This window comes from Sphingomonas sp. PAMC 26605 (assembly GCF_000241485.1).
Classification (GTDB): Bacteria; Pseudomonadota; Alphaproteobacteria; order Sphingomonadales; family Sphingomonadaceae; genus Sphingomonas.
The window spans coordinates 31,434-48,087 of the sequence record NZ_JH584245.1 but is presented as its reverse complement, the minus strand read 5'-3'; the positions used below and the strand labels follow the sequence as shown (position 1 = coordinate 48,087).

Sequence of the window (16,654 nt, the reverse complement as noted above, 5' to 3'; positions counted from 1 at the left end):
CCTTGCGAGCCCGAGCCCCGTCCACAGGAATCCCAATGACCATTTCCGTCGTCGCCGTGCTCCGCGATCTTGATCGCTACCGCTGGGCGCTCGATCGCCACAGGTTCTCCATCGCCAAGGGTGGCAGCGATTTGCCCGAGTTGCGCGACCGGCAGCGAACGCCATGCGCGTCCTAACGCTCAACGGTGGATCGTCCTCGGTCAAGTTCGGCGTCTATGCGGTCGGCAATACGGTGACGGAAGTCTCGACCGGCGAGGTCGAGCGCGCCGATGCAGGGGGCGCTTTTTTCGACCAGATTGGCGACGTGCGCCCCGATGCGATCGGTCATCGCATCGTTCACGGTGGGATCGATCTTTTCGCGCCCGTCGTGATCGATGACGGCGTGCTCGGCCGACTGAAGCGCGCGACAGCGTTCGCGCCGCTACACGCGCCGGCAGCGTTGGCAATGATCGCGACGGCGCAAGCGCATTACCCGGACGTGCCGCAAGTCGCGTGCTTCGACACGGGCTTCCACGAGGATCTGCCAGATCTCGCGGCGGTGCTGCCGATCCCGAAGGCGCTGCATGCCGAGGGGGTTCGGCGCTACGGCTTTCATGGCCTGTCGTGCGAATCTATCCTCGCGCAATTGGGCCATACCCCGCCCGATCAGCTTGTCATCGCGCATCTCGGCAATGGCGCGAGCGTGACAGCGGTGCGCGCCGGGCACTCGGTCGATACCAGCATGGGGCTGACACCGTCGGGCGGGGTGGTGATGGGGACGCGCAGTGGGGACATCGACCCCGGAGTGCTACTCTATCTGCTGCGCGAACGCGGGCTCGACGCCACCGCGGTCGAGGATCTGATCTACCGCCGCTCAGGCCTCCTTGGCGTGTCGGGTGTCTCGGCCGACCTGCGCGTACTGCATGCTAGCGACATTGCGGACGCAGCGCTCGCCATCCGCATCTTCTGCCGCTCGGTCGCCAAACAGATCGCAGCCATGCTCGCAGTGTTGGGCGGTGCCGATCTGATCGTGTTTACCGGCGGTATCGGCGAGCACGACGCGGCGGTACGCACGGCAATCTGCGGCGATCTCGCATTTGCCGGGCCAATCGTTGTGCGGACGCTGCCGTCGCAGGAAGGCGCACAGATCGCGCGGCATGTCGGGCGGCTCTTGGGTTAGCGTGAATGCACGGCGATCGCCGTGCGGATCCCCGCCAGCAACAGACGGTCGGCCAATCCGGTCGGGACCATCACGGTGAACTTCTGTTCGATCGCGAGCGCCGCCAGCGCGGAGGAAACGACGCCCGCCAGCAGGATGGCGGCGCCCTGCCACCCCTGACCGCGCATCGCCTGCACTAGCGCTACGCCGTCGATTTCCGGCATCGCCACCTCCGCGACCATACAGCTAGTGGCCAGCGCAAGCGGGTCGGCGAGCAGGGGGACGGCGCTGGCGTAGGTGCGCACGTCGAACCCCTCGGCACGCAGCATCAACTGGCGCGCGTGGCGGACCGCCGGCACGCCATCGATCAAGGCGATCTGCATGCCCGTCACCGCGGGAATTTTATTGTGCGGGTATGATCCATCGACGCACCATCGACGAATCCGTGGCAGCAGTCTGTACGTAGAAACTGAAGCTGTGTCCGGCGTTTGACGTCACCCGGCGGGCGGCGCACCCAGATTGGCGGCGAACGCCAGCCGCAGCACATCCGAGATCGAGCGCACGCCAAGCTTGTTCGTCAAATTGGCGCGGTGTGCCTCCACCGTACGCGTCGAGATGCCGAGCTTGTAGGCGGTGATCTTGTTCGGCTGGCCGGCGACCAGCCCTTCGAGCACGTCGCGCTCGCGCGGAGTGAGTGCAGCGAGGCGGATCGTGGCATCGCTCGCGTCGAGCTGCTGCGTCTGCGTCTCGAACAACCGGCCGAACGCTTCCTCGATCGCGAGCAGCAACGTCGCTTTCTCAAAGGGCTTTTCTAGAAAGTCGACGGCACCCGCCTTGATCGCCCGGACCGACAGCGTGATGTCGCCGTGCCCAGTCAGCACGATAACGGGAAAGCCGATGCCGCGTTCGCCGAGCGTGCGCTGGACCTCGAGCCCGTCGATGCCCGGCATACGGATGTCGAGCAGGATGCAGCCGGGAGACGCCTGGCCGACACCGCCAAGAAACTCGGTGCCCGACCCGTAGCTGACGACGTCGAACCCGGCCGAGCGCAACAGGAAGCCGGCCGAGCGACGAATCGCGTCGTCGTCATCGACCAGATGGACGGTGCGTTTATCCGACATTGCGGTGCTCCCGCAGCAAGGTGAAGTGGAACGCGGCCCCGCCGCCGGGGGGCGAGTCCGCCCAGATGCGGCCATGATGCGCCTCGACGATCGTGCGACAAATCGACAGCCCGACGCCCATGCCGTCGGGTTTGGTCGAGGCGAACGCCTGGAACAGGCGATCCGCCATTTCGGGGGCAATTCCCTCTCCGCTATCGGCAATCGAGACCTGCATGCAATGTTCCGACTCGACCGTCGTCGTGATCGTGAGCACCCGGCGTGGCGACGCGGCTATCGCCTGGAGGGCGTTTCGGATCAAATTGACGAGCACTTGCTGGATCTGGATGCGATCGGCATGAACCAGCTCGGCATCGGGTGCGAAATGCATCACCGTTTCGACGCCCGCTTGCGCGGCACCGATCAGGCCGAGGTTCGCCGCTTCGCGCACCAGCGCGTTGAGCGGTTCGGCGCGTTGTTCCACATCGCCGCGCGCGACGAACTCGCGCAAGCGGCGGACAATCTGTCCCGCGCGGAGCGACTGGCCGGCAGCATCGTCCAACGCTTCGCGCACCAGCGCCACCGTTTCCGCCGACGGATCGACCAGCAAATCGCGCGTCGTCTCGAGATAGTTGGCGATCGCGGTCAACGGCTGATTGAGCTCATGCGCCAGGGTCGAGGCCATCGTTCCCATCGCACTCAACCGCGAGACGTGGATAAGTTCAGACTGAAGCTCGCGCAGACGGCGCTCGGTCCGCTCCCGTCCGGTGAGGTCGCGAACGAAGCCGGTGAAAATCCGCTGCCCCCCGCTGAGCGTCTCGCCGACCGCCAGCTCGGCTGAAAAGGTGTCGCCGTTCTGGCGCACGCCGGTGACAGCACGAACCGCCCCGATAACCGTGCGCGCGCCCCCGGCCAAATAGGCGGCAAGGTAGCCGTCATGCCGCTGCCGATCGGGCGCCGGCATCAGTAAGTCGACGTTGCAGCCAAGCACGTCGTTCTCGGCATAACCGAAAATCCGTTCTGCCGCCGCGCTGAACGACGCGATCCGGCCTCGCTCGTCGATCACGATCATCGCGTCGGGCACCGTCTCCAGGATCGAGTGCAGATGCTGTTCGCGCCGCATCAGCGCAGTTTCGGCCGCCTTCTGGTCGGTAATGTCGCGCACGACCTTGCCGAAACCGCGCAGCGCGCCCGCATCGTCGTACAGCGCGGTGATCGTCACGCTGGCGAGGAACTCCGACCCGTCCTTGCGCAGCCGCCAGCTTTCCTCCTCCAAGCGACCCTTAACGCTAGCGCGCGCGAGATCGGCATGCGGCTTGCCGGCCAGAACATCTTCCGGGATGTAGAAGAGTGCGGCGTGCTGACCGAGGACTTCGACCTGCGTCCAGCCCTTGATCCGTTCGGCGCCGCGATTCCAGATCGTCACATACCCGCGCGGATCGAGCATATAGATCGCGTAATTGGTCGCCCCGTCGATCAGCAGCGCCAACTCTTCGCCAAGCAAGCGCGCGTCATCACCGGCGGGTTGCGCGGGCGTCATGCCAAAAATCGATACGCGAAGCGGATAGCGGCATGTCCCGATGAAGTTCGGGCCGGCGCCGGACATGATCGGCCAGCAGACTGGCCCCGATCGTCTGCCGCGATCCTATCACAGGTTCACCTCCGAACGTCATGATTTCGTCCACCGATCAAATCCGCGAGGTGCACGATCCCGAATTCCATGGGTCAGCTGTACCAGCGTACGACCTCCCTCAGGGGCAATTCAGCCGTTCCCCCCGCTGATGCCTAGTTCGAGTCAATGGCCCGGGGCGATGTCACGCGCCGATCCGCCAAGGTCGAAGCTGGGCCGATCGACCAGGCCGGGCTGACGAATCCTCGCGATCACGCGACGTGCCGGCCTCATCACGTGGATTCGGTGATCATTCGCGCATACGCTAAATCCGGTGCGCGACGGTCGTCGATCATCAACTCGTCAGCAGAAGATCAGGTCAGAAGCGTAGGCTTCGGCGCGATATGAGGCATCGCAGCATTCAGCCTGACGAGCTCGGCCCTGTACAGATTGGCCAGCCCGAGGTGTGATGCTTTGGCGCACCCCTCAGTCGCATCTTCCGCCAGCGAAAGCGTCTGGTCGAGGCGAATTTGCGTATACAGAATGTCGATTGCCCTGGCGATCATGGGAAGTATCCTGTTAGCAGATTGACACGAGTCTCGACCGCTCCCGTCGCAATGCTGGACCAGCGATAGGATGTGTCATAGCTTGGTCGCCAGACCGGCTCGCGGGTCGGAAACTACCTAGCTCGCGTGGCTTGCCGCCGCCCCGGCGGCGAGTTCGATGACCTCGGCGGTGATCTCTTCCTGTCGCACGAGCCGCGCCTGGGCCTGAAGATCGGCCAGCTGGCGCGTGGATTGATCGCGCGCCGCCGCCATCGCCTCCATTCGCGCTTCGTTCTCGGCGGCAAAGGCGTGAAGCGCTGCGTGGCACAACTGCGCGTGGAGATAGTCTGCAGTCAGCCCGGCCAGCAGCTCCGTCGGCGCGAGGTTGTGCAGCGGGGGACCGGGCACGGACGCGGGAAATCGGCTCAGATCGAGCGGGAGCAGCCTGTTCCGCTCGATCCTGGGGTCATGGCCCGGATCGCGTTGACTGAAGACGACGTCCAGCGCGACGATCTCCCCTTTTGCCACCCCGCTGTAGAGCGCCTCCGCGACCTGATCGGCCAGCTTGGGGATGCCCGCAGAGTGCGACGGCATCGCGCCGCGCCATGCCGGGTGGATCCCGCGCTCGGCGAGGACGGTGGCACCGCGCGTGCCGACGAGGAATAGCGGTGACCCTGCCAGGTCGTCGCCGAGGGATGCGAAGACGTGTTCGCTGAACGCGCCCGCAAAGCCTTGCTCTGCGGCGAACACGACCAGCGCCGGATGCGTGTCCGCCGCTAGCCGTTCTTGCGGAGTCGCCGGCATTAGCGAGAGCGCGCGGCCGATCGCGGCGGCGATGGTCGCGGCATAGCTGTCGACGGCCTTGACCTGCGCGCGCGCCTGCTGCGCGCGCGCCGCGGCGATGCCACGCATCGCGTTGACCACGGCGCCGAGCTGTTCGACCCCCTCGATCCGTGTGTCGATATCGGCAAGCCGAAGCGTCATGGTGCTTTGTCGGCGAGGGTGGGTTTGGGCGGGGGGGCGGCGCTCGCCGCATACGCCTTCAGCGCGCCAAGCAGCGCCTTTTTCGCATTATCGTCGAGCGTGCCATCTTTCTGCATCATAGCGACGGCATCGGCCGCGTCGCGATCGATCATCTCGGCCAGGCCTTTGCGGAACTCCGGGATCGCGGGCAGCGGAAGTGCGTCGAGGAGCCCGCCTTGCACCGCGAGCACCAGCGCGACCTCGTCCGCAAGCCTGAGCGGCGTGTGCTGGATCTGGTCGAGGATCGCGCGAATCCGCGTACCGCGTGTCAGTTGCTGGCGCACGCGGGTATCGGGCATGCCGCCGAAGCGCGTGAAGCTCTCGAGTTCGAGGAACTGCGCATAATCGAGACGCAGCGTTTGCGCCGCTTCGCGCAAGGCATGTGCCTGCGTCTTGCCGCCGACGCGGCTTACGCTGGTGCCAACGTCTACTGCCGGCTTCTGCCCTTGGTAGAACAGCTTCGCATCGAGCACGATCTGGCCGTCGGTGATCGAAATGAGGTTGGTCGGAATATAGGCGCTGAGGTTGCCCGCATCGGTCTCGGCGATCGGCAGCGCGGTGAGCGATCCGCCGCCTTTGTCCTTCGACAACTTCGATGCGCGTTCGAGTAGCCGCGCATGGACGTAGAACACATCGCCGGGATAGGCCTCGCGCCCCGGCGACTGGCGCGTCAGCAACGCGATTTCGCGGTGGGTGGCGGCATGCTTGGTCAAATCGTCGATCACGATCAGCGCGTGTCCGCCCGAATCGCGGAAATATTCGGCCATGGTCATGGCGGAGAAGGGCGCGATCCATTGCAGTCCAGGCGAACTCGCCGCACTTGCGACGACGACGATGCAGCGTTCGGGCGCGGCGCTGCCCTGCATCGCGTCGATCGCACGGCGCACGCTTGAGCTCTTCTGGCCGACCGCGACATAGACGCAGACGATATCGCTATCCTTCTGGTTGATGATCGTGTCGATCGCGATCGTCGTCTTGCCGATCGCGCGGTCACCGATGATGAGCTCGCGCTGACCGCGGCCGAGCGCGAACAAGGCGTCGATCACCACCAGCCCGGTCTGCACTGGATCAACCACCAGATCGCGGTCGATGATCGCCGGCGCGGGCCGTTCGATCGGATGCCGCTCCTCGCTGGCGATCGGCCCCTTCCCGTCGAGCGGGCGGCCGAGCGGATCGACTACGCGGCCGAGCAGCCCCGCCCCTACGGGCACGCGCACGACCTCACCGGTGCCGCGCACGCTGTCGCCCGCCTCGACCCCCTCGACGTCGTCGAGCAGCACGCAGCCGATGCGATCCTCATCGAGCATTTGCGCAAAGCCGAACTGGCCTTTCTCGAAGCGGAGCAATTCGTCGAGCCGGACATCCGGCAGCCCCGAAACCAAAGCGATGCCGTCACCGACCTCCTCGACCCGCCCGATTTGTTCGGCCTGAGCGCCGAGGGTGGTGCCGCCGAGTCGAGCCTGCGCGTCCTTCAGCCAAGTTTCGGGAGCGGTCATTTCGCCAGATCGGCCCGGATCGTCGCCAGATCTGCCCGCCAGCTGCTGCGCACGATCAGATGCTCGCCGCTCAGTTCGAAGCCAGTGATCAGCGTGGAATCAGTGGTGAACGCGATCTGGGGATCGCCTCCCAGTGCTTCACCGATCGCCTTCGCAAAGCTGGGCTGGGTCGCCGCATCAAGCGGTACCGCGCTCGCAAGCTTAAGCTTCATTTCCTTGGCCGCGGCGGCCTTCCGGGCCGGGGCGGGAAGCTTGCCGATCTCTTCGATCAGCCATTGCCGAAAGCAAGCCTGCGCCGCGTCGCCATCGAGCCGCCCCGCCAGCCGCCCGGCAATATCTACCGCAAGGTCGGCCGACCGCTTGGCCCAAGCGCCCTCCTGCGCCTTGGTGTCCTTTGCGATGTCGGCCTTCGCGGCGGTCTGCAGCGCGTCCGCATCGCTCTTGGCCTTCGCCAGCACCACCGCGCGCGCGGCATCGGCAGCCTTGTGCGCGTCACCCAGGATCGTCTCGCGCTCCTTGGCGAAGCCCGCACGCGTCTTCGCGACGTCGGCCAACGCGGCCGCTGCCGTGTCGCTCGCCGTTTTGGCATCGTCGGTCGACTTCTGCGTCGCGTCGCGGCGCGCTGCGATCATCGCCGCCACCGGCTTCCAGAAGAAATGCCCGAGCAGCCAAATCAGAACCGCGACGTTGACGGTCTGAAAACCCAGTGTCCACCAGTCGATCGTCATGGCATCACTTCAGCAACGGGTTGGCGAACAGCAGCAACAGCGCGATGACCAGGCAATAGATCGCCATCGTTTCGATCATTGCCAGCCCAACGAACAAGGTCCGCGAGATGGTGCTGGCTGATTCGGGCTGGCGCGCGATCGCATCCATCGCTGCGGCGACCGCGCGCCCCTCGGCGAGCGCGGGGCCGATCGCGCCGAACGACACCGCCATCGCCGCCGAAAATATACTGTACAGGGCCAACCAGTTCATGGTGCCGTCCTTTCTGGGGGAGACTTGGGAATGAGCTTGGCCGGCAGGCCGCTGCTGATGAACACCATCGCCAGCACCGCGAAGATGTACGCCTGAACCACGCCGGTCAGCAGATCGAGCGCCATCAGCGGGATCGGCACGAGCAGCCCGGCCAGCGACAGCACGATGCCGATCACGAACACGCCGCTCATCACATTACCAAACAGGCGCACGAACATCGAAAAGGCGCGCGTGACGCTTTCGATCAGGTTGAGCGGAATCATCAACGGCGAAGGCGAGGCAAAGGTCGACAGATAGCCGCCAGGTCCGCCCGCGCGGATGCCGAACCAGATCACCGCCACGAAGACTAGCATGGCGAGCGCGGCATCGGTCTCGAGACGCGCGGTCGGGGGCGCGACACCGGGAACCAGCGTCGACCAGTTCGCAACGAAGATGAAGGCGAACAGCGTGCCGATGAACGCCCGATACGGATCCGGCTCTACCTGCATCGTGTTGCGAATCTCGCTATCGACGGTGTCGACGATCAGCTCGAACAGGGCCTGCGTCTTCGACGGTGCCGCTTTCAGCGTGCGCGAGACGAGGATCGCGCCGCCGGTCAGCACCGCCATGATCACCCATGTGGTGACGACCGCCTGCGAGACCAGCACCGGGCCGACATGGAACAGCGTGACGCTGGCGAGCGGCGAAATCATGATGCGACCGCGCGGAATCGCCGCATCACACCGAAGCGCGCGAGCACGACGCCCAGCGCCATCGCCAGCAACGGCCCCGCGCCCTGGAAGCTGGCGAATACCAGCAACCCGCCGAGCGTGGCCAGCCGCAACAGCGCCACGGCGAGCGTCGTCGTCAGCCCGCCCTCATGGGTGAAGCGCTGCGCGCTCCACCAAATACTCATGAAATAGACGATACCGGCGAGGATGCCGACGACCAGCCAAAACGCGAGGACAAGACCTTGCATCATGTGCCCTTGATCCAGCGCCAGGCCGACCAGCAGCCGAGGCCTGCGCCGAGCATCAGCAAAGGCGCGGTCCAGAAGATGCCGCTATGATAGGTCCGGTCCAGCCAGCGTCCGGCGAAAATGCCGGTTAGCATCGGGATCACGGTGATCCAGCCGAGCACGCCGATCTGTGCGAGCCGCCGCGCCACCGAGTCCTCGCCATCGCGCAGCCAGCGCGCGCGGCGTACGCCGCGCAGCCGAACGCTAGCGATCAGCGGGTCTTCAGGCGGCGTTTGGAGGGCGCTCATGCGAAGGTCGTCCCGCCACTCGATCCAAGCCGGCTGACGATCCGGCGGATTGCATTGAGCTGGAGCTGATTGCTCTCAAAGCGGTCGCTGCGCTCCTTCTCGAAATCGGTGCGGAAACGGTCGAGCACGGTCGTATCAAGAGTCGCGAGATCGTCGCCCGCAATCGCCTCACGCGTCGCGACGGCCACGTCCTTGCCGGCGGAGACCGACAGCATCCCTCGGCGCACCGCGCAATAACGCCGCGACCCGTCGCTCCGCTTCCAGCCGATGACCGAGATCGCCAGGCTGGTCAGGAAATCGCCATGGCCGGGCAAAATGCCGAAGCTGCCGCTATCATCCTCGGCGCGCACCGCGAGTGTGTCCTCGTCGACGACCACCGACAGCGGGGTGACGATGCGCAGCCTCATGGCTTAGCGACCTTTTGGGAGGCCGCTTCCTTGGCGCGCGCCTGGTTGAGCGTGCCGACCATGTAGAGCGAACTCTCCGCCCAATCGTCGGCCTCGCCATCGAGGATAGCCTTGCACCCTGCGAGCGTGTCGGCACGACTGACGCTCTCGCCGGGCGTGCCGGTGAAAGCTTCGGTGACGACGAACGGCTGGCTGAGGAAGCGCTGGAGGCGGCGGGCGCGCTTGACGATCAGCCGGTCGTCGGCCCCGAGTTCTTCGACGCCGAGCAGTGCGATGATGTCGCGCAATTCCTCGAACCGCGCGAGCGCCTCACGCGCCCGCTCAGCGAGCGCATAGTGGTCTTCGCCCACCACCAAGGGATCGAGCAGCACCGAGGACGACGCCAACGGGTCGATCGCCGGGTAAAAGGCTTCGGCGGCGAGCTTGCGCGACAGCATGATGATGCTGTCCATGTGACTCGAGATCGCCGTCACCGCCGGGTCGGTGAAATCGTCCGCCGGGACATAAACCGCCTGGATCGCGGTCACCGACGCGCCGGGCACCGAAGCGATCCGTTCTTCGAGCGCGGCGACTTCGCTCGCCAGCGTCGACTGGTAGCCGACGCGCGACGGCAGCCGCCCGAGCAAGCTCGACAATTCGCTGCCGGCCTGGACGAAGCGGAAGACGTTATCCATCAACAGCAACACGTTCTGGTGCTTCTCGTCGCGGAAATATTCGGCAATCGTCAGCGCGGTCAACGGCACGCGCCAGCGCGCGCCCGGCGGCTCGTTCATCTGCCCATAGACGAGCACGGTGCGCTCGAGCACGCCCGAGCTTTGCATGTCGGTGAGCAATTCGTGCCCCTCGCGCGAGCGCTCGCCGACCCCCGCGAACACCGACAGCCCCTGGTATTTCGCGCCCATCGCGTGGATCAGTTCCATCACCAGCACGGTTTTGCCGACCCCGGCACCGCCGAACATCGCGGCCTTGCCGCCTTGCGCGAGCGGGGCGAGGAGATCGATCACCTTAATGCCGGTCTCGAAAATGTCGGTCGCCGAGGTCTCATCTTCGAGCGCGGGCGGCTTCTGGTGGATGCTGCGGCGCGGTGTGTCGTCGGGCAGCGCGGGGCCATTGTCGCGCACTGTGCCGACCACGTCGAGCAGTCGCCCGAGCACCGCATCGCCGACGGGCACCGTGACCGGCACCCTCGTCGCCCGGACCCCGGTCTGGCGGGCCAGACCCATCGTCGCCTGCAGCGCGATCGCGCGGACCGTCTGCGGATCGACATGGCTGTGGACTTCGAGGACGAGCGTCTCGGGCCGATCCCAGTCGACGATCAGCGCAGTGTCGATCGCCGGCAATTCTGCATCGGCAAAAGACACGTCGACGACCGCGCCGCGCACTGCGATCACGATTCCGTCGGGCGTCTTCGGCGTGGGGCTCGCTTGAGGCAACGGTGTCTCCATGCGGCGCGGCAGACTCCCCTATGGAAAAGCCGGATCGCACGCGCTGGCAGGTCAATCGCACTCGGCCGGGTTGCGCGGCACCCTCGGGAACTACCAATGTCGGGCAGCCACAGCCGCGTAGGTACTTTCCGAACCTGCTCCGCTCGGGGGCAACCGGGCTATGCCATTTCGGACAGGCGAGCGCGCGGCCCCGACGGGGCATGTGCATCGCCCCGGACGATCGCCGCCAAGCGATCCTGCAATGCGTGGAGCCGCAGTCTCATGGATGCATCTGTTCTCACACGGGAGGCGGTACCCCGCGCCGACCTCTCCGCCGACCTCTCCATAGCGCCAGCCAAGCGTTGCCTCGGAGCGGAGGAGCTTCGCCTGACCGACGCCTATTGGCGCGCCGCCAATTATCTCTCGGTCGGCCAGCTTTATCTCTACGACAATCCAATGCTGCGCGAGCCTTTGACGCTGGCGCACGTCAAGCCGCTGGTGGTCGGCCATTGGGGCACGACGCCGGGGCAGAATTTCATCTACGTCCACCTCAACCGCGCGATCCGCGCGCACGACCTCGACATGATCTATATCGCCGGCCCCGGTCATGGCGGCCCGGCACTGGTCGCCAACACCTATCTCGAAGGGACGTACAGCGAGTTCTTCCCCAACGTTACGCAGGACGTATCCGGGCTCAAGCGGCTGTTCACGCAATTCTCGTTTCCCGGCGGCATTTCGAGCCATGTCGCGCCGACCACGCCCGGGTCGATTCACGAAGGCGGTGAGCTCGGCTATTCGCTGAGCCATGCGTTCGGCGCGGTGCTCGACAATCCCGAGCTTATAGTCGCATGCGTCGTGGGCGACGGGGAAGCCGAGACGGGGCCGCTGGCAACCGCATGGCAATCGAACAAGTTCATTGACCCGGTCACTGATGGCGCAGTGCTGCCGATCCTCCACCTCAACGGCTATAAGATCAGCAACCCGACGATCCTCGCACGGATCAGCCATGAGGAGCTGGACCAGTTCTTCCGCGGCAATGGCTGGCTGCCGCACTTCGTCGAAGGCGACGATCCCGACACCATGCACGAAGCAATGGCGCTGACGATGGAGACGGTGATCGCCGAAATCCACGCGATCCAGCACAAGGCGCGCACCACCGGCGACACCACGCGCCCGCGCTGGCCGATGATCGTGCTACGTTCGCCCAAGGGCTGGACCGGCCCCAAGACGGTCGATGGGCTGCAAGTCGAGGGCACGTTCCGTTCGCATCAAGTGCCGCTGCTCGTGAACGAAGGCCATCCCGAACATGTCGCCCAGCTCGAAAGCTGGATGAAAAGCTATCGCGCCGAAGAGCTGTTCGACGGAGATGGCCGGCTGATCGCGGAATTGGCGGCGCTCGCCCCCGTCGGCACGCGGCGGATGGGCGCCAACCCGCACGCCAATGGCGGTATCCTGCTGCGTAACCTGCGCATGCCAGATTTCCGCGCGCATGCCGTGACGGTGTCAGCGCCAGGCGCGGTCATTTCCGGCGATACACCCGTTCTTGGCAAATTCCTGCGCGACGTCGTGACGGCAAATCCCGACAATTTTCGCCTGTTCGGCCCCGACGAAACACTGTCGAATCTGCTCGGCGCGGTGTTCGACGTGACCAACCGACAATGGGATGCCGCGACCGAGCCCAATGACGAATTTCTCGCGCCTGCTGGCCGAGTGGTCGATTCGATGCTGAGCGAGCACCAATGCGAAGGCTGGCTAGAAGGCTATCTCCTCACCGGTCGCCATGGCCTGTTTAACAGCTACGAAGCCTTCATCCGCATCGTCGACTCGATGGTCGGGCAGCACGCCAAATGGATGAAGGTGTGCAAGGAAATCCCGTGGCGGCGCGACATCGCCTCGCTCAACATTCTGCTTGCCAGCCACGTCTGGCAGCAGGACCATAATGGATTCACCCATCAGGACCCGGGCTTCCTCGACCATGTCGTTAGCAAAAAGGCCGATATCGTACGCGTTTATCTGCCGGCCGACGCGAACTGCCTGCTCTCGGTGGTCGATCACTGCCTGCGCAGCCGCGACTATGTGAACGTCATCGTCGCGGGGAAGCACGCGCTGCCGCAATGGCTGTCGATCGAAGCTGCAGTCACGCATTGCACGCAAGGGATCGGCATTTGGAGTTGGGCGAGCAATGATCAGGATTGCGAGCCCGATCTAGTCATGGCGAGCTGCGGCGACACGCCGACGCTCGAAAGCATGGCGGCGACCTCGATCCTTCGTGCATACCTGCCTGAGCTGAAGGTCCGGGTCGTCAACGTCGTGGATCTGATGAAGCTCCAGCCGTGCGACGAGCACCCCCACGGCCTCAGCGAGCGCGCCTTCGATTCACTGTTCACGCGCGACAAGCCGGTAATCTTCGCCTTTCACGGGTATGTCGGGCTGATCCACCAGCTCACCTATCACCGCACCAATCGCGGCCTGCATGTGCACGGCTACCGCGAGGAAGGTACGATCACGACGCCTTTCGACATCCGCGTGCAGAACGGTCTCGATCGCTTCCATCTGGTGATCGACGCGATCGACCGGTTGCCGCAGACTGGCAGCCGGGGCGCTTATCTCCAGCAGGCGATGCGCGACAAATTGGTCGAGCATAAGCGCTTTATCGATCTCCACGGCGAGGATTTGCCCGAGATCCGTAACTGGAAATGGCAGGACCCGACATGAGTCCCGCAACCCTCGCCGTTCTCGCCGCACAAATGGTCGCGCACGGCAAGGGGCTTCTGGCGATCGACGAGAGCATAGGCACGTGCAACCGCCGCTTTGCCGCACTCGGCATCGCGCAGACGGTCGATCGTCGCCGCGCGTGGCGCGACGTGATCGTGACGACCCCCGGCCTCGCCGAGTCGATTGGTGCGATCATCCTGAACGAAGAAACGATCGGCCAGACGACGGTGTCAGGTACGCCGTTTGCGGTGGCCGTGGTCGAGGCAGGAATGATCCCGGGGGTGAAGGTCGATGCCGGGACGATCGACCTCGCCGGGCATGCGCCCGAGAAGATCACCGAGGGACTCGATGGACTGAACGGGCGGTTGAACGGCTTTGCCGCGATGGGCGCGCGCTTCGCCAAATGGCGCGGCGTGATCACGATCGACACCGGCCTTCCCTCGCGCGGTTGTATCGAGGCTAACGCGCAGACACTCGCACGCTATGCGGCGATCTGTCAGCAAGTCGGCCTGCTGCCGGTGGTCGAGCCCGAAGTGCTGATGGACGGGCCGCACGATTTGGCCCGCTGCGGTGCGGTGACCGCGGCCGTGCTGCACGCCTTCTTCCGCCACGCCGACGAACAGGGCGTCGTACTCGAGGCGATGATCCTCAAGGCCAACATGGTGCTGCCCGGCTCGACCTGCCCTGACCGATCGGACCTCGACACGATCGCCGACACGACGGTGGAAAGCTTGCTCCGCGCCGTCCCCGCCGCAGTTCCGGCGATCACCTTCCTGTCCGGCGGACAGACGGGCGAACTGGCGTCGGCGCGGCTCAACGCCATGAATGTCCGGTTCATGGGGCGCATGCCGTGGGAACTCGGCTTCTCCTTCGCCCGCGCGATCCAGCAGCCGGCGCTGGCGATCTGGGGTGGCGATGACGGGCGGCAGGAGGCATCGCAACACGCGCTCGCCCACCGCGCGCGGTGCGATCGGGCCGCACGCCAAGGTACCTATGAAGCTACGATGGATTCGGCGACGGTTCCACGAATGGTCTCGGCACAGTGATGCTTGGCCTGCCGCAGCTGTGCCTGATCCGGCACGGCGAAACCGCATGGTCGCTCTCCGGACAGCACACCGGCAAGACCGACCTACCCTTGACCGACCACGGCATCGCGATGACGCGCGCATTGCAGGCCTATCTGGCGAGCACATCCTTTGCGCTGGTGCTGACCAGCCCGCTGCTGCGGGCGCGCGAACCTGCGATCTCGCGGGGCTCGGTGCGCAAGCGCAAATCGCGGCCGATCTATCGGAATGGGATTACGGCACCTATGAAGGCCGCACTAGCGCCGAGATCCGCGTCGAACGTCCCGATTGGAGCGTATGTCGCGACGGCTGTCCGGGCGGCGAGACACCGACGCAAGTGTCCGAGCGAGCCGATCGGCTCATCGCCGGAGTCCTCGCCGTCGAGGGAACCATTGCGCTCTTCTCGCACGGTCAGTTCGGCGCCGTCCTGGCGGCACGCTGGATCGGACTGGAGATCGCCGAGGCGGAACATTTCACGCTCGCTCCCGCCTCGGTCAGCATCCTCGGGCCCAAGCCGGGCCACCCGCATCTGCCGGCGATCTGCCAGTGGAACGGGGGGCCATCTGCGGCCCCCCGCCAATCCACGAGCGGGAGCAGATATGGCCAGAGCTGAGCTCGCCAAGCGTCTTCCATCGTCGCTCCGCCCAGACCCCTCAAGCGTGGTCATCCGGCCGTTCATCCCGGCCGACGACCAGCCGCCGTTCGTTTGCCCGACCAGATCGCGAGCGCAACGCATCGCCGAGCGCATCCTTGGCCTGGACGCTGTCGCTGCGAAGGAAGAACTCGCGGCGTTCACCGCCAAGCTGTCGAAGCATCATCGTGACGTTTCCGAGGTCCTCTCGCGGCGCTTTCACGAGATCAACGGGCTGGTCATCGACCCCGGCTCGATCGACGCAGACCGCGCGCTGCTGATCGGTGCCTATTTCAGCGAGGAATATGCGTTCGAGGCGGCGGCGCTGTTCAATCCCAGCATCGTGCCGCATCCCGATCAGACGGGTGTCGCCGACGGCGACGTACGCATTCTGCTGTCGTTGCGCGGCGTTGGTGAGGGAAACATTTCCTCGGTCACCTTTCGCACCGGCCTGTTGGCGAAGGACGGCACGCTCGCGTTCGATCCGCCAAGCGGACAGGCGATATCGCCGCGCATTAAGCTGATTCCGGGCGGCGAGGCCGACGATCCCGGTGTCCGGCTGTTCTGCGAAGACGCCCGCGACCCTTCCGAGATCGTCATCTTTCCGGTCACCCCAGCGCAGCGACACGGCATCGAGGACCTCCGCCTCGTCCGCTTCGTCGATGACGATGGGAACGCGACCTATCTCGGCACCTACACCGCCTTCAGCGGGGCAGGAATCCGACAGGAGCTACTGCGCACAACCGACTTCAGGACCATCGACCTCACCGCGCTGCGTGGCCCCGGCACTGACAACAAAGGTATGGCGCTATTCCCGCGCAAGATCGACGGGCGTTACGCCATGCTCGGCCGGCAGGATCACGAGAATATCTGGCTACAGCGCTCGGACGATCTCTATAATTGGGATGCCGGCGTAAAGATCGTCGCGCCTTGCTTCTCCTGGGAGATCGTTCAGATCGGCAATTGCGGCTCGCCGATCGAGCTCGACGAGGGCTGGCTGGTGATTACCCACGGCGTCGGCGCGGTTCGCAATTATTGCCTTGGCGCGTGCTTGCTCGACAAGCAGGACCCGTCGAAACTGCTCGCACGGCTGAGCGAGCCGCTGATCCGTCCCGATCCGGGCGACCATGACGGCTATGTGCCGAACGTGCTCTACAGCTGCGGTGCAATTGTGCACCAGCGTATGTTGCTGCTGCCCTATGCCATCGCCGACAGCTTCACGACCTTCGCCAGCGTTTCGATCGACGCGCTGCTGGCGGCGATGGAATGAGGAGGCGAGCAC

General features: G+C 65.2%; 19 protein-coding genes and 1 pseudogene. 7 read left to right on the top strand and 13 right to left on the bottom strand.

Translation table 11 applies throughout. From position 1 onward, the window contains the following. Positions 1–35 precede the first annotated feature (35 nt). Together RH90_RS23785 and RH90_RS21380 are read left to right on the top strand one after the other, a co-directional pair. Complete coding sequence (locus RH90_RS23785) at positions 36–176, top strand: hypothetical protein (protein ID WP_157134811.1); 141 nt, start codon at positions 36–38, stop codon at positions 174–176. Next, complete coding sequence (locus RH90_RS21380; protein WP_010189027.1) at positions 164–1,159, top strand: acetate/propionate family kinase; 996 nt, start codon at positions 164–166, stop codon at positions 1,157–1,159. The genes RH90_RS23785 and RH90_RS21380 overlap by 13 nt, the downstream gene beginning before the upstream one ends. Here the strand turns inward: RH90_RS21380 and RH90_RS21375 are convergent. From RH90_RS21375 to atpD, 13 genes are all read right to left on the bottom strand, one after another. After that, positions 1,156–1,521 (bottom strand): response regulator, encoded by a 366-nt coding sequence (locus RH90_RS21375; protein WP_010189025.1) that lies wholly within the window; start codon positions 1,519–1,521, stop codon positions 1,156–1,158. The genes RH90_RS21380 and RH90_RS21375 overlap by 4 nt on opposite strands. A gap of 111 nt (positions 1,522–1,632) precedes the next feature. Then, positions 1,633–2,259, bottom strand: coding sequence for a response regulator transcription factor (locus RH90_RS21370; protein ID WP_010189023.1), 627 nt, complete (start codon positions 2,257–2,259; stop codon positions 1,633–1,635). After that, positions 2,249–3,775, bottom strand: a complete 1,527-nt coding sequence (locus tag RH90_RS21365; RefSeq protein ID WP_157134810.1) for a PAS domain-containing sensor histidine kinase — start codon at positions 3,773–3,775, stop codon at positions 2,249–2,251. The genes RH90_RS21370 and RH90_RS21365 overlap by 11 nt, the downstream gene beginning before the upstream one ends. Positions 3,776–4,218: 443 nt before the next feature. After that, entirely contained in the window at positions 4,219–4,410 is a 192-nt protein-coding gene (locus tag RH90_RS21360) for a hypothetical protein (protein ID WP_010189020.1), read from the bottom strand. Positions 4,411–4,527: 117 nt separating this feature from the next. Continuing rightward, a complete protein-coding gene (locus RH90_RS21355) occupies positions 4,528–5,373 on the bottom strand; it encodes a F0F1 ATP synthase subunit gamma (protein ID WP_010189018.1) in 846 nt (281 codons plus the stop codon). Beyond that, positions 5,370–6,908 carry a F0F1 ATP synthase subunit alpha gene (locus RH90_RS21350; RefSeq protein WP_010189016.1) on the bottom strand — a complete coding sequence of 513 codons (1,539 nt, stop codon included), beginning with the start codon at positions 6,906–6,908 and terminating at the stop codon, positions 5,370–5,372. Before RH90_RS21350 ends, RH90_RS21355 begins: the two co-directional genes overlap by 4 nt. Further along, positions 6,905–7,636: a F0F1 ATP synthase subunit B family protein gene (locus RH90_RS21345; protein ID WP_010189009.1), complete on the bottom strand. Its 732-nt coding sequence runs from the start codon at positions 7,634–7,636 to the stop codon at positions 6,905–6,907. Before RH90_RS21345 ends, RH90_RS21350 begins: the two co-directional genes overlap by 4 nt. 4 nt (positions 7,637–7,640) lie before the next feature. Further along, the gene (locus RH90_RS21340) at positions 7,641–7,886 is read right to left on the bottom strand and encodes a F0F1 ATP synthase subunit C (RefSeq protein ID WP_029625583.1); all 246 of its coding nucleotides are present in this window, start codon (positions 7,884–7,886) and stop codon (positions 7,641–7,643) included. Next, positions 7,883–8,578 (bottom strand): F0F1 ATP synthase subunit A, encoded by a 696-nt coding sequence (locus tag RH90_RS21335; protein ID WP_010189006.1) that lies wholly within the window; start codon positions 8,576–8,578, stop codon positions 7,883–7,885. Before RH90_RS21335 ends, RH90_RS21340 begins: the two co-directional genes overlap by 4 nt. Beyond that, complete coding sequence (locus RH90_RS21330) at positions 8,575–8,847, bottom strand: ATP synthase subunit I (RefSeq protein WP_010189005.1); 273 nt, start codon at positions 8,845–8,847, stop codon at positions 8,575–8,577. The genes RH90_RS21335 and RH90_RS21330 overlap by 4 nt, the downstream gene beginning before the upstream one ends. Continuing rightward, on the bottom strand, positions 8,844–9,131 hold the full coding sequence (locus RH90_RS21325) for an AtpZ/AtpI family protein (protein WP_010189004.1): 288 nt from the start codon (positions 9,129–9,131) through the stop codon (positions 8,844–8,846). The genes RH90_RS21330 and RH90_RS21325 overlap by 4 nt, the downstream gene beginning before the upstream one ends. After that, the gene (locus RH90_RS21320) at positions 9,128–9,538 is read right to left on the bottom strand and encodes a F0F1 ATP synthase subunit epsilon (protein WP_010189002.1); all 411 of its coding nucleotides are present in this window, start codon (positions 9,536–9,538) and stop codon (positions 9,128–9,130) included. Before RH90_RS21320 ends, RH90_RS21325 begins: the two co-directional genes overlap by 4 nt. After that, a complete protein-coding gene (gene atpD, locus RH90_RS21315) occupies positions 9,535–10,983 on the bottom strand; it encodes a F0F1 ATP synthase subunit beta (RefSeq protein WP_010189000.1) in 1,449 nt (482 codons plus the stop codon). The genes RH90_RS21320 and atpD overlap by 4 nt, the downstream gene beginning before the upstream one ends. Before the next feature lie 261 nt (positions 10,984–11,244). On the opposite strand from atpD, the gene RH90_RS21310 reads away from it, so the two are divergent. The 5 genes and pseudogenes from RH90_RS21310 (at position 11,245) to RH90_RS21295 (ending at position 16,642) form a co-directional block, all read left to right on the top strand. Then, on the top strand, positions 11,245–13,677 hold the full coding sequence (locus tag RH90_RS21310) for a phosphoketolase family protein (protein WP_010188998.1): 2,433 nt from the start codon (positions 11,245–11,247) through the stop codon (positions 13,675–13,677). Beyond that, a complete protein-coding gene (locus tag RH90_RS21305) occupies positions 13,674–14,723 on the top strand; it encodes a class I fructose-bisphosphate aldolase (RefSeq protein WP_010188997.1) in 1,050 nt (349 codons plus the stop codon). The genes RH90_RS21310 and RH90_RS21305 overlap by 4 nt, the downstream gene beginning before the upstream one ends. Next, positions 14,723–14,860, top strand: a pseudogene (locus RH90_RS24670) (histidine phosphatase family protein); the annotation flags it as partial. The gene RH90_RS21305 and the pseudogene RH90_RS24670, both read left to right, overlap by 1 nt. Further along, a complete protein-coding gene (locus tag RH90_RS24885; protein WP_442852481.1) occupies positions 14,845–15,354 on the top strand; it encodes a histidine phosphatase family protein in 510 nt (169 codons plus the stop codon). The pseudogene RH90_RS24670 and the gene RH90_RS24885, both read left to right, overlap by 16 nt. Beyond that, a complete protein-coding gene (locus RH90_RS21295) occupies positions 15,341–16,642 on the top strand; it encodes a glycoside hydrolase family 130 protein (protein WP_029625580.1) in 1,302 nt (433 codons plus the stop codon). Before RH90_RS24885 ends, RH90_RS21295 begins: the two co-directional genes overlap by 14 nt. The last annotated feature ends 12 nt before the right edge of the window (positions 16,643–16,654 follow it).

Excerpts from the sequence above, each read along its gene's own strand:
- RH90_RS23785 (WP_157134811.1), top strand. The coding sequence starts at position 36 with ATGACCATTTCCGTCGTCGCCGTGCTCCGCGATCTTGATCGCTACCGC.
- RH90_RS21380 (WP_010189027.1), top strand. The coding sequence starts at position 164 with ATGCGCGTCCTAACGCTCAACGGTGGATCGTCCTCGGTCAAGTTCGGC.
- RH90_RS21375 (WP_010189025.1), bottom strand. The coding sequence starts at position 1,521 with ATGCAGATCGCCTTGATCGATGGCGTGCCGGCGGTCCGCCACGCGCGC.
- RH90_RS21370 (WP_010189023.1), bottom strand. The coding sequence starts at position 2,259 with ATGTCGGATAAACGCACCGTCCATCTGGTCGATGACGACGACGCGATT.
- RH90_RS21365 (WP_157134810.1), bottom strand. The coding sequence starts at position 3,775 with ATGACGCCCGCGCAACCCGCCGGTGATGACGCGCGCTTGCTTGGCGAA.
- RH90_RS21360 (WP_010189020.1), bottom strand. The coding sequence starts at position 4,410 with ATGATCGCCAGGGCAATCGACATTCTGTATACGCAAATTCGCCTCGAC.
- RH90_RS21355 (WP_010189018.1), bottom strand. The coding sequence starts at position 5,373 with ATGACGCTTCGGCTTGCCGATATCGACACACGGATCGAGGGGGTCGAA.
- RH90_RS21350 (WP_010189016.1), bottom strand. The coding sequence starts at position 6,908 with ATGACCGCTCCCGAAACTTGGCTGAAGGACGCGCAGGCTCGACTCGGC.
- RH90_RS21345 (WP_010189009.1), bottom strand. The coding sequence starts at position 7,636 with ATGACGATCGACTGGTGGACACTGGGTTTTCAGACCGTCAACGTCGCG.
- RH90_RS21340 (WP_029625583.1), bottom strand. The coding sequence starts at position 7,886 with ATGAACTGGTTGGCCCTGTACAGTATATTTTCGGCGGCGATGGCGGTG.
- RH90_RS21335 (WP_010189006.1), bottom strand. The coding sequence starts at position 8,578 with ATGATTTCGCCGCTCGCCAGCGTCACGCTGTTCCATGTCGGCCCGGTG.
- RH90_RS21330 (WP_010189005.1), bottom strand. The coding sequence starts at position 8,847 with ATGATGCAAGGTCTTGTCCTCGCGTTTTGGCTGGTCGTCGGCATCCTC.
- RH90_RS21325 (WP_010189004.1), bottom strand. The coding sequence starts at position 9,131 with ATGAGCGCCCTCCAAACGCCGCCTGAAGACCCGCTGATCGCTAGCGTT.
- RH90_RS21320 (WP_010189002.1), bottom strand. The coding sequence starts at position 9,538 with ATGAGGCTGCGCATCGTCACCCCGCTGTCGGTGGTCGTCGACGAGGAC.
- atpD (WP_010189000.1), bottom strand. The coding sequence starts at position 10,983 with ATGGAGACACCGTTGCCTCAAGCGAGCCCCACGCCGAAGACGCCCGAC.
- RH90_RS21310 (WP_010188998.1), top strand. The coding sequence starts at position 11,245 with ATGGATGCATCTGTTCTCACACGGGAGGCGGTACCCCGCGCCGACCTC.
- RH90_RS21305 (WP_010188997.1), top strand. The coding sequence starts at position 13,674 with ATGAGTCCCGCAACCCTCGCCGTTCTCGCCGCACAAATGGTCGCGCAC.
- RH90_RS21295 (WP_029625580.1), top strand. The coding sequence starts at position 15,341 with ATGGCCAGAGCTGAGCTCGCCAAGCGTCTTCCATCGTCGCTCCGCCCA.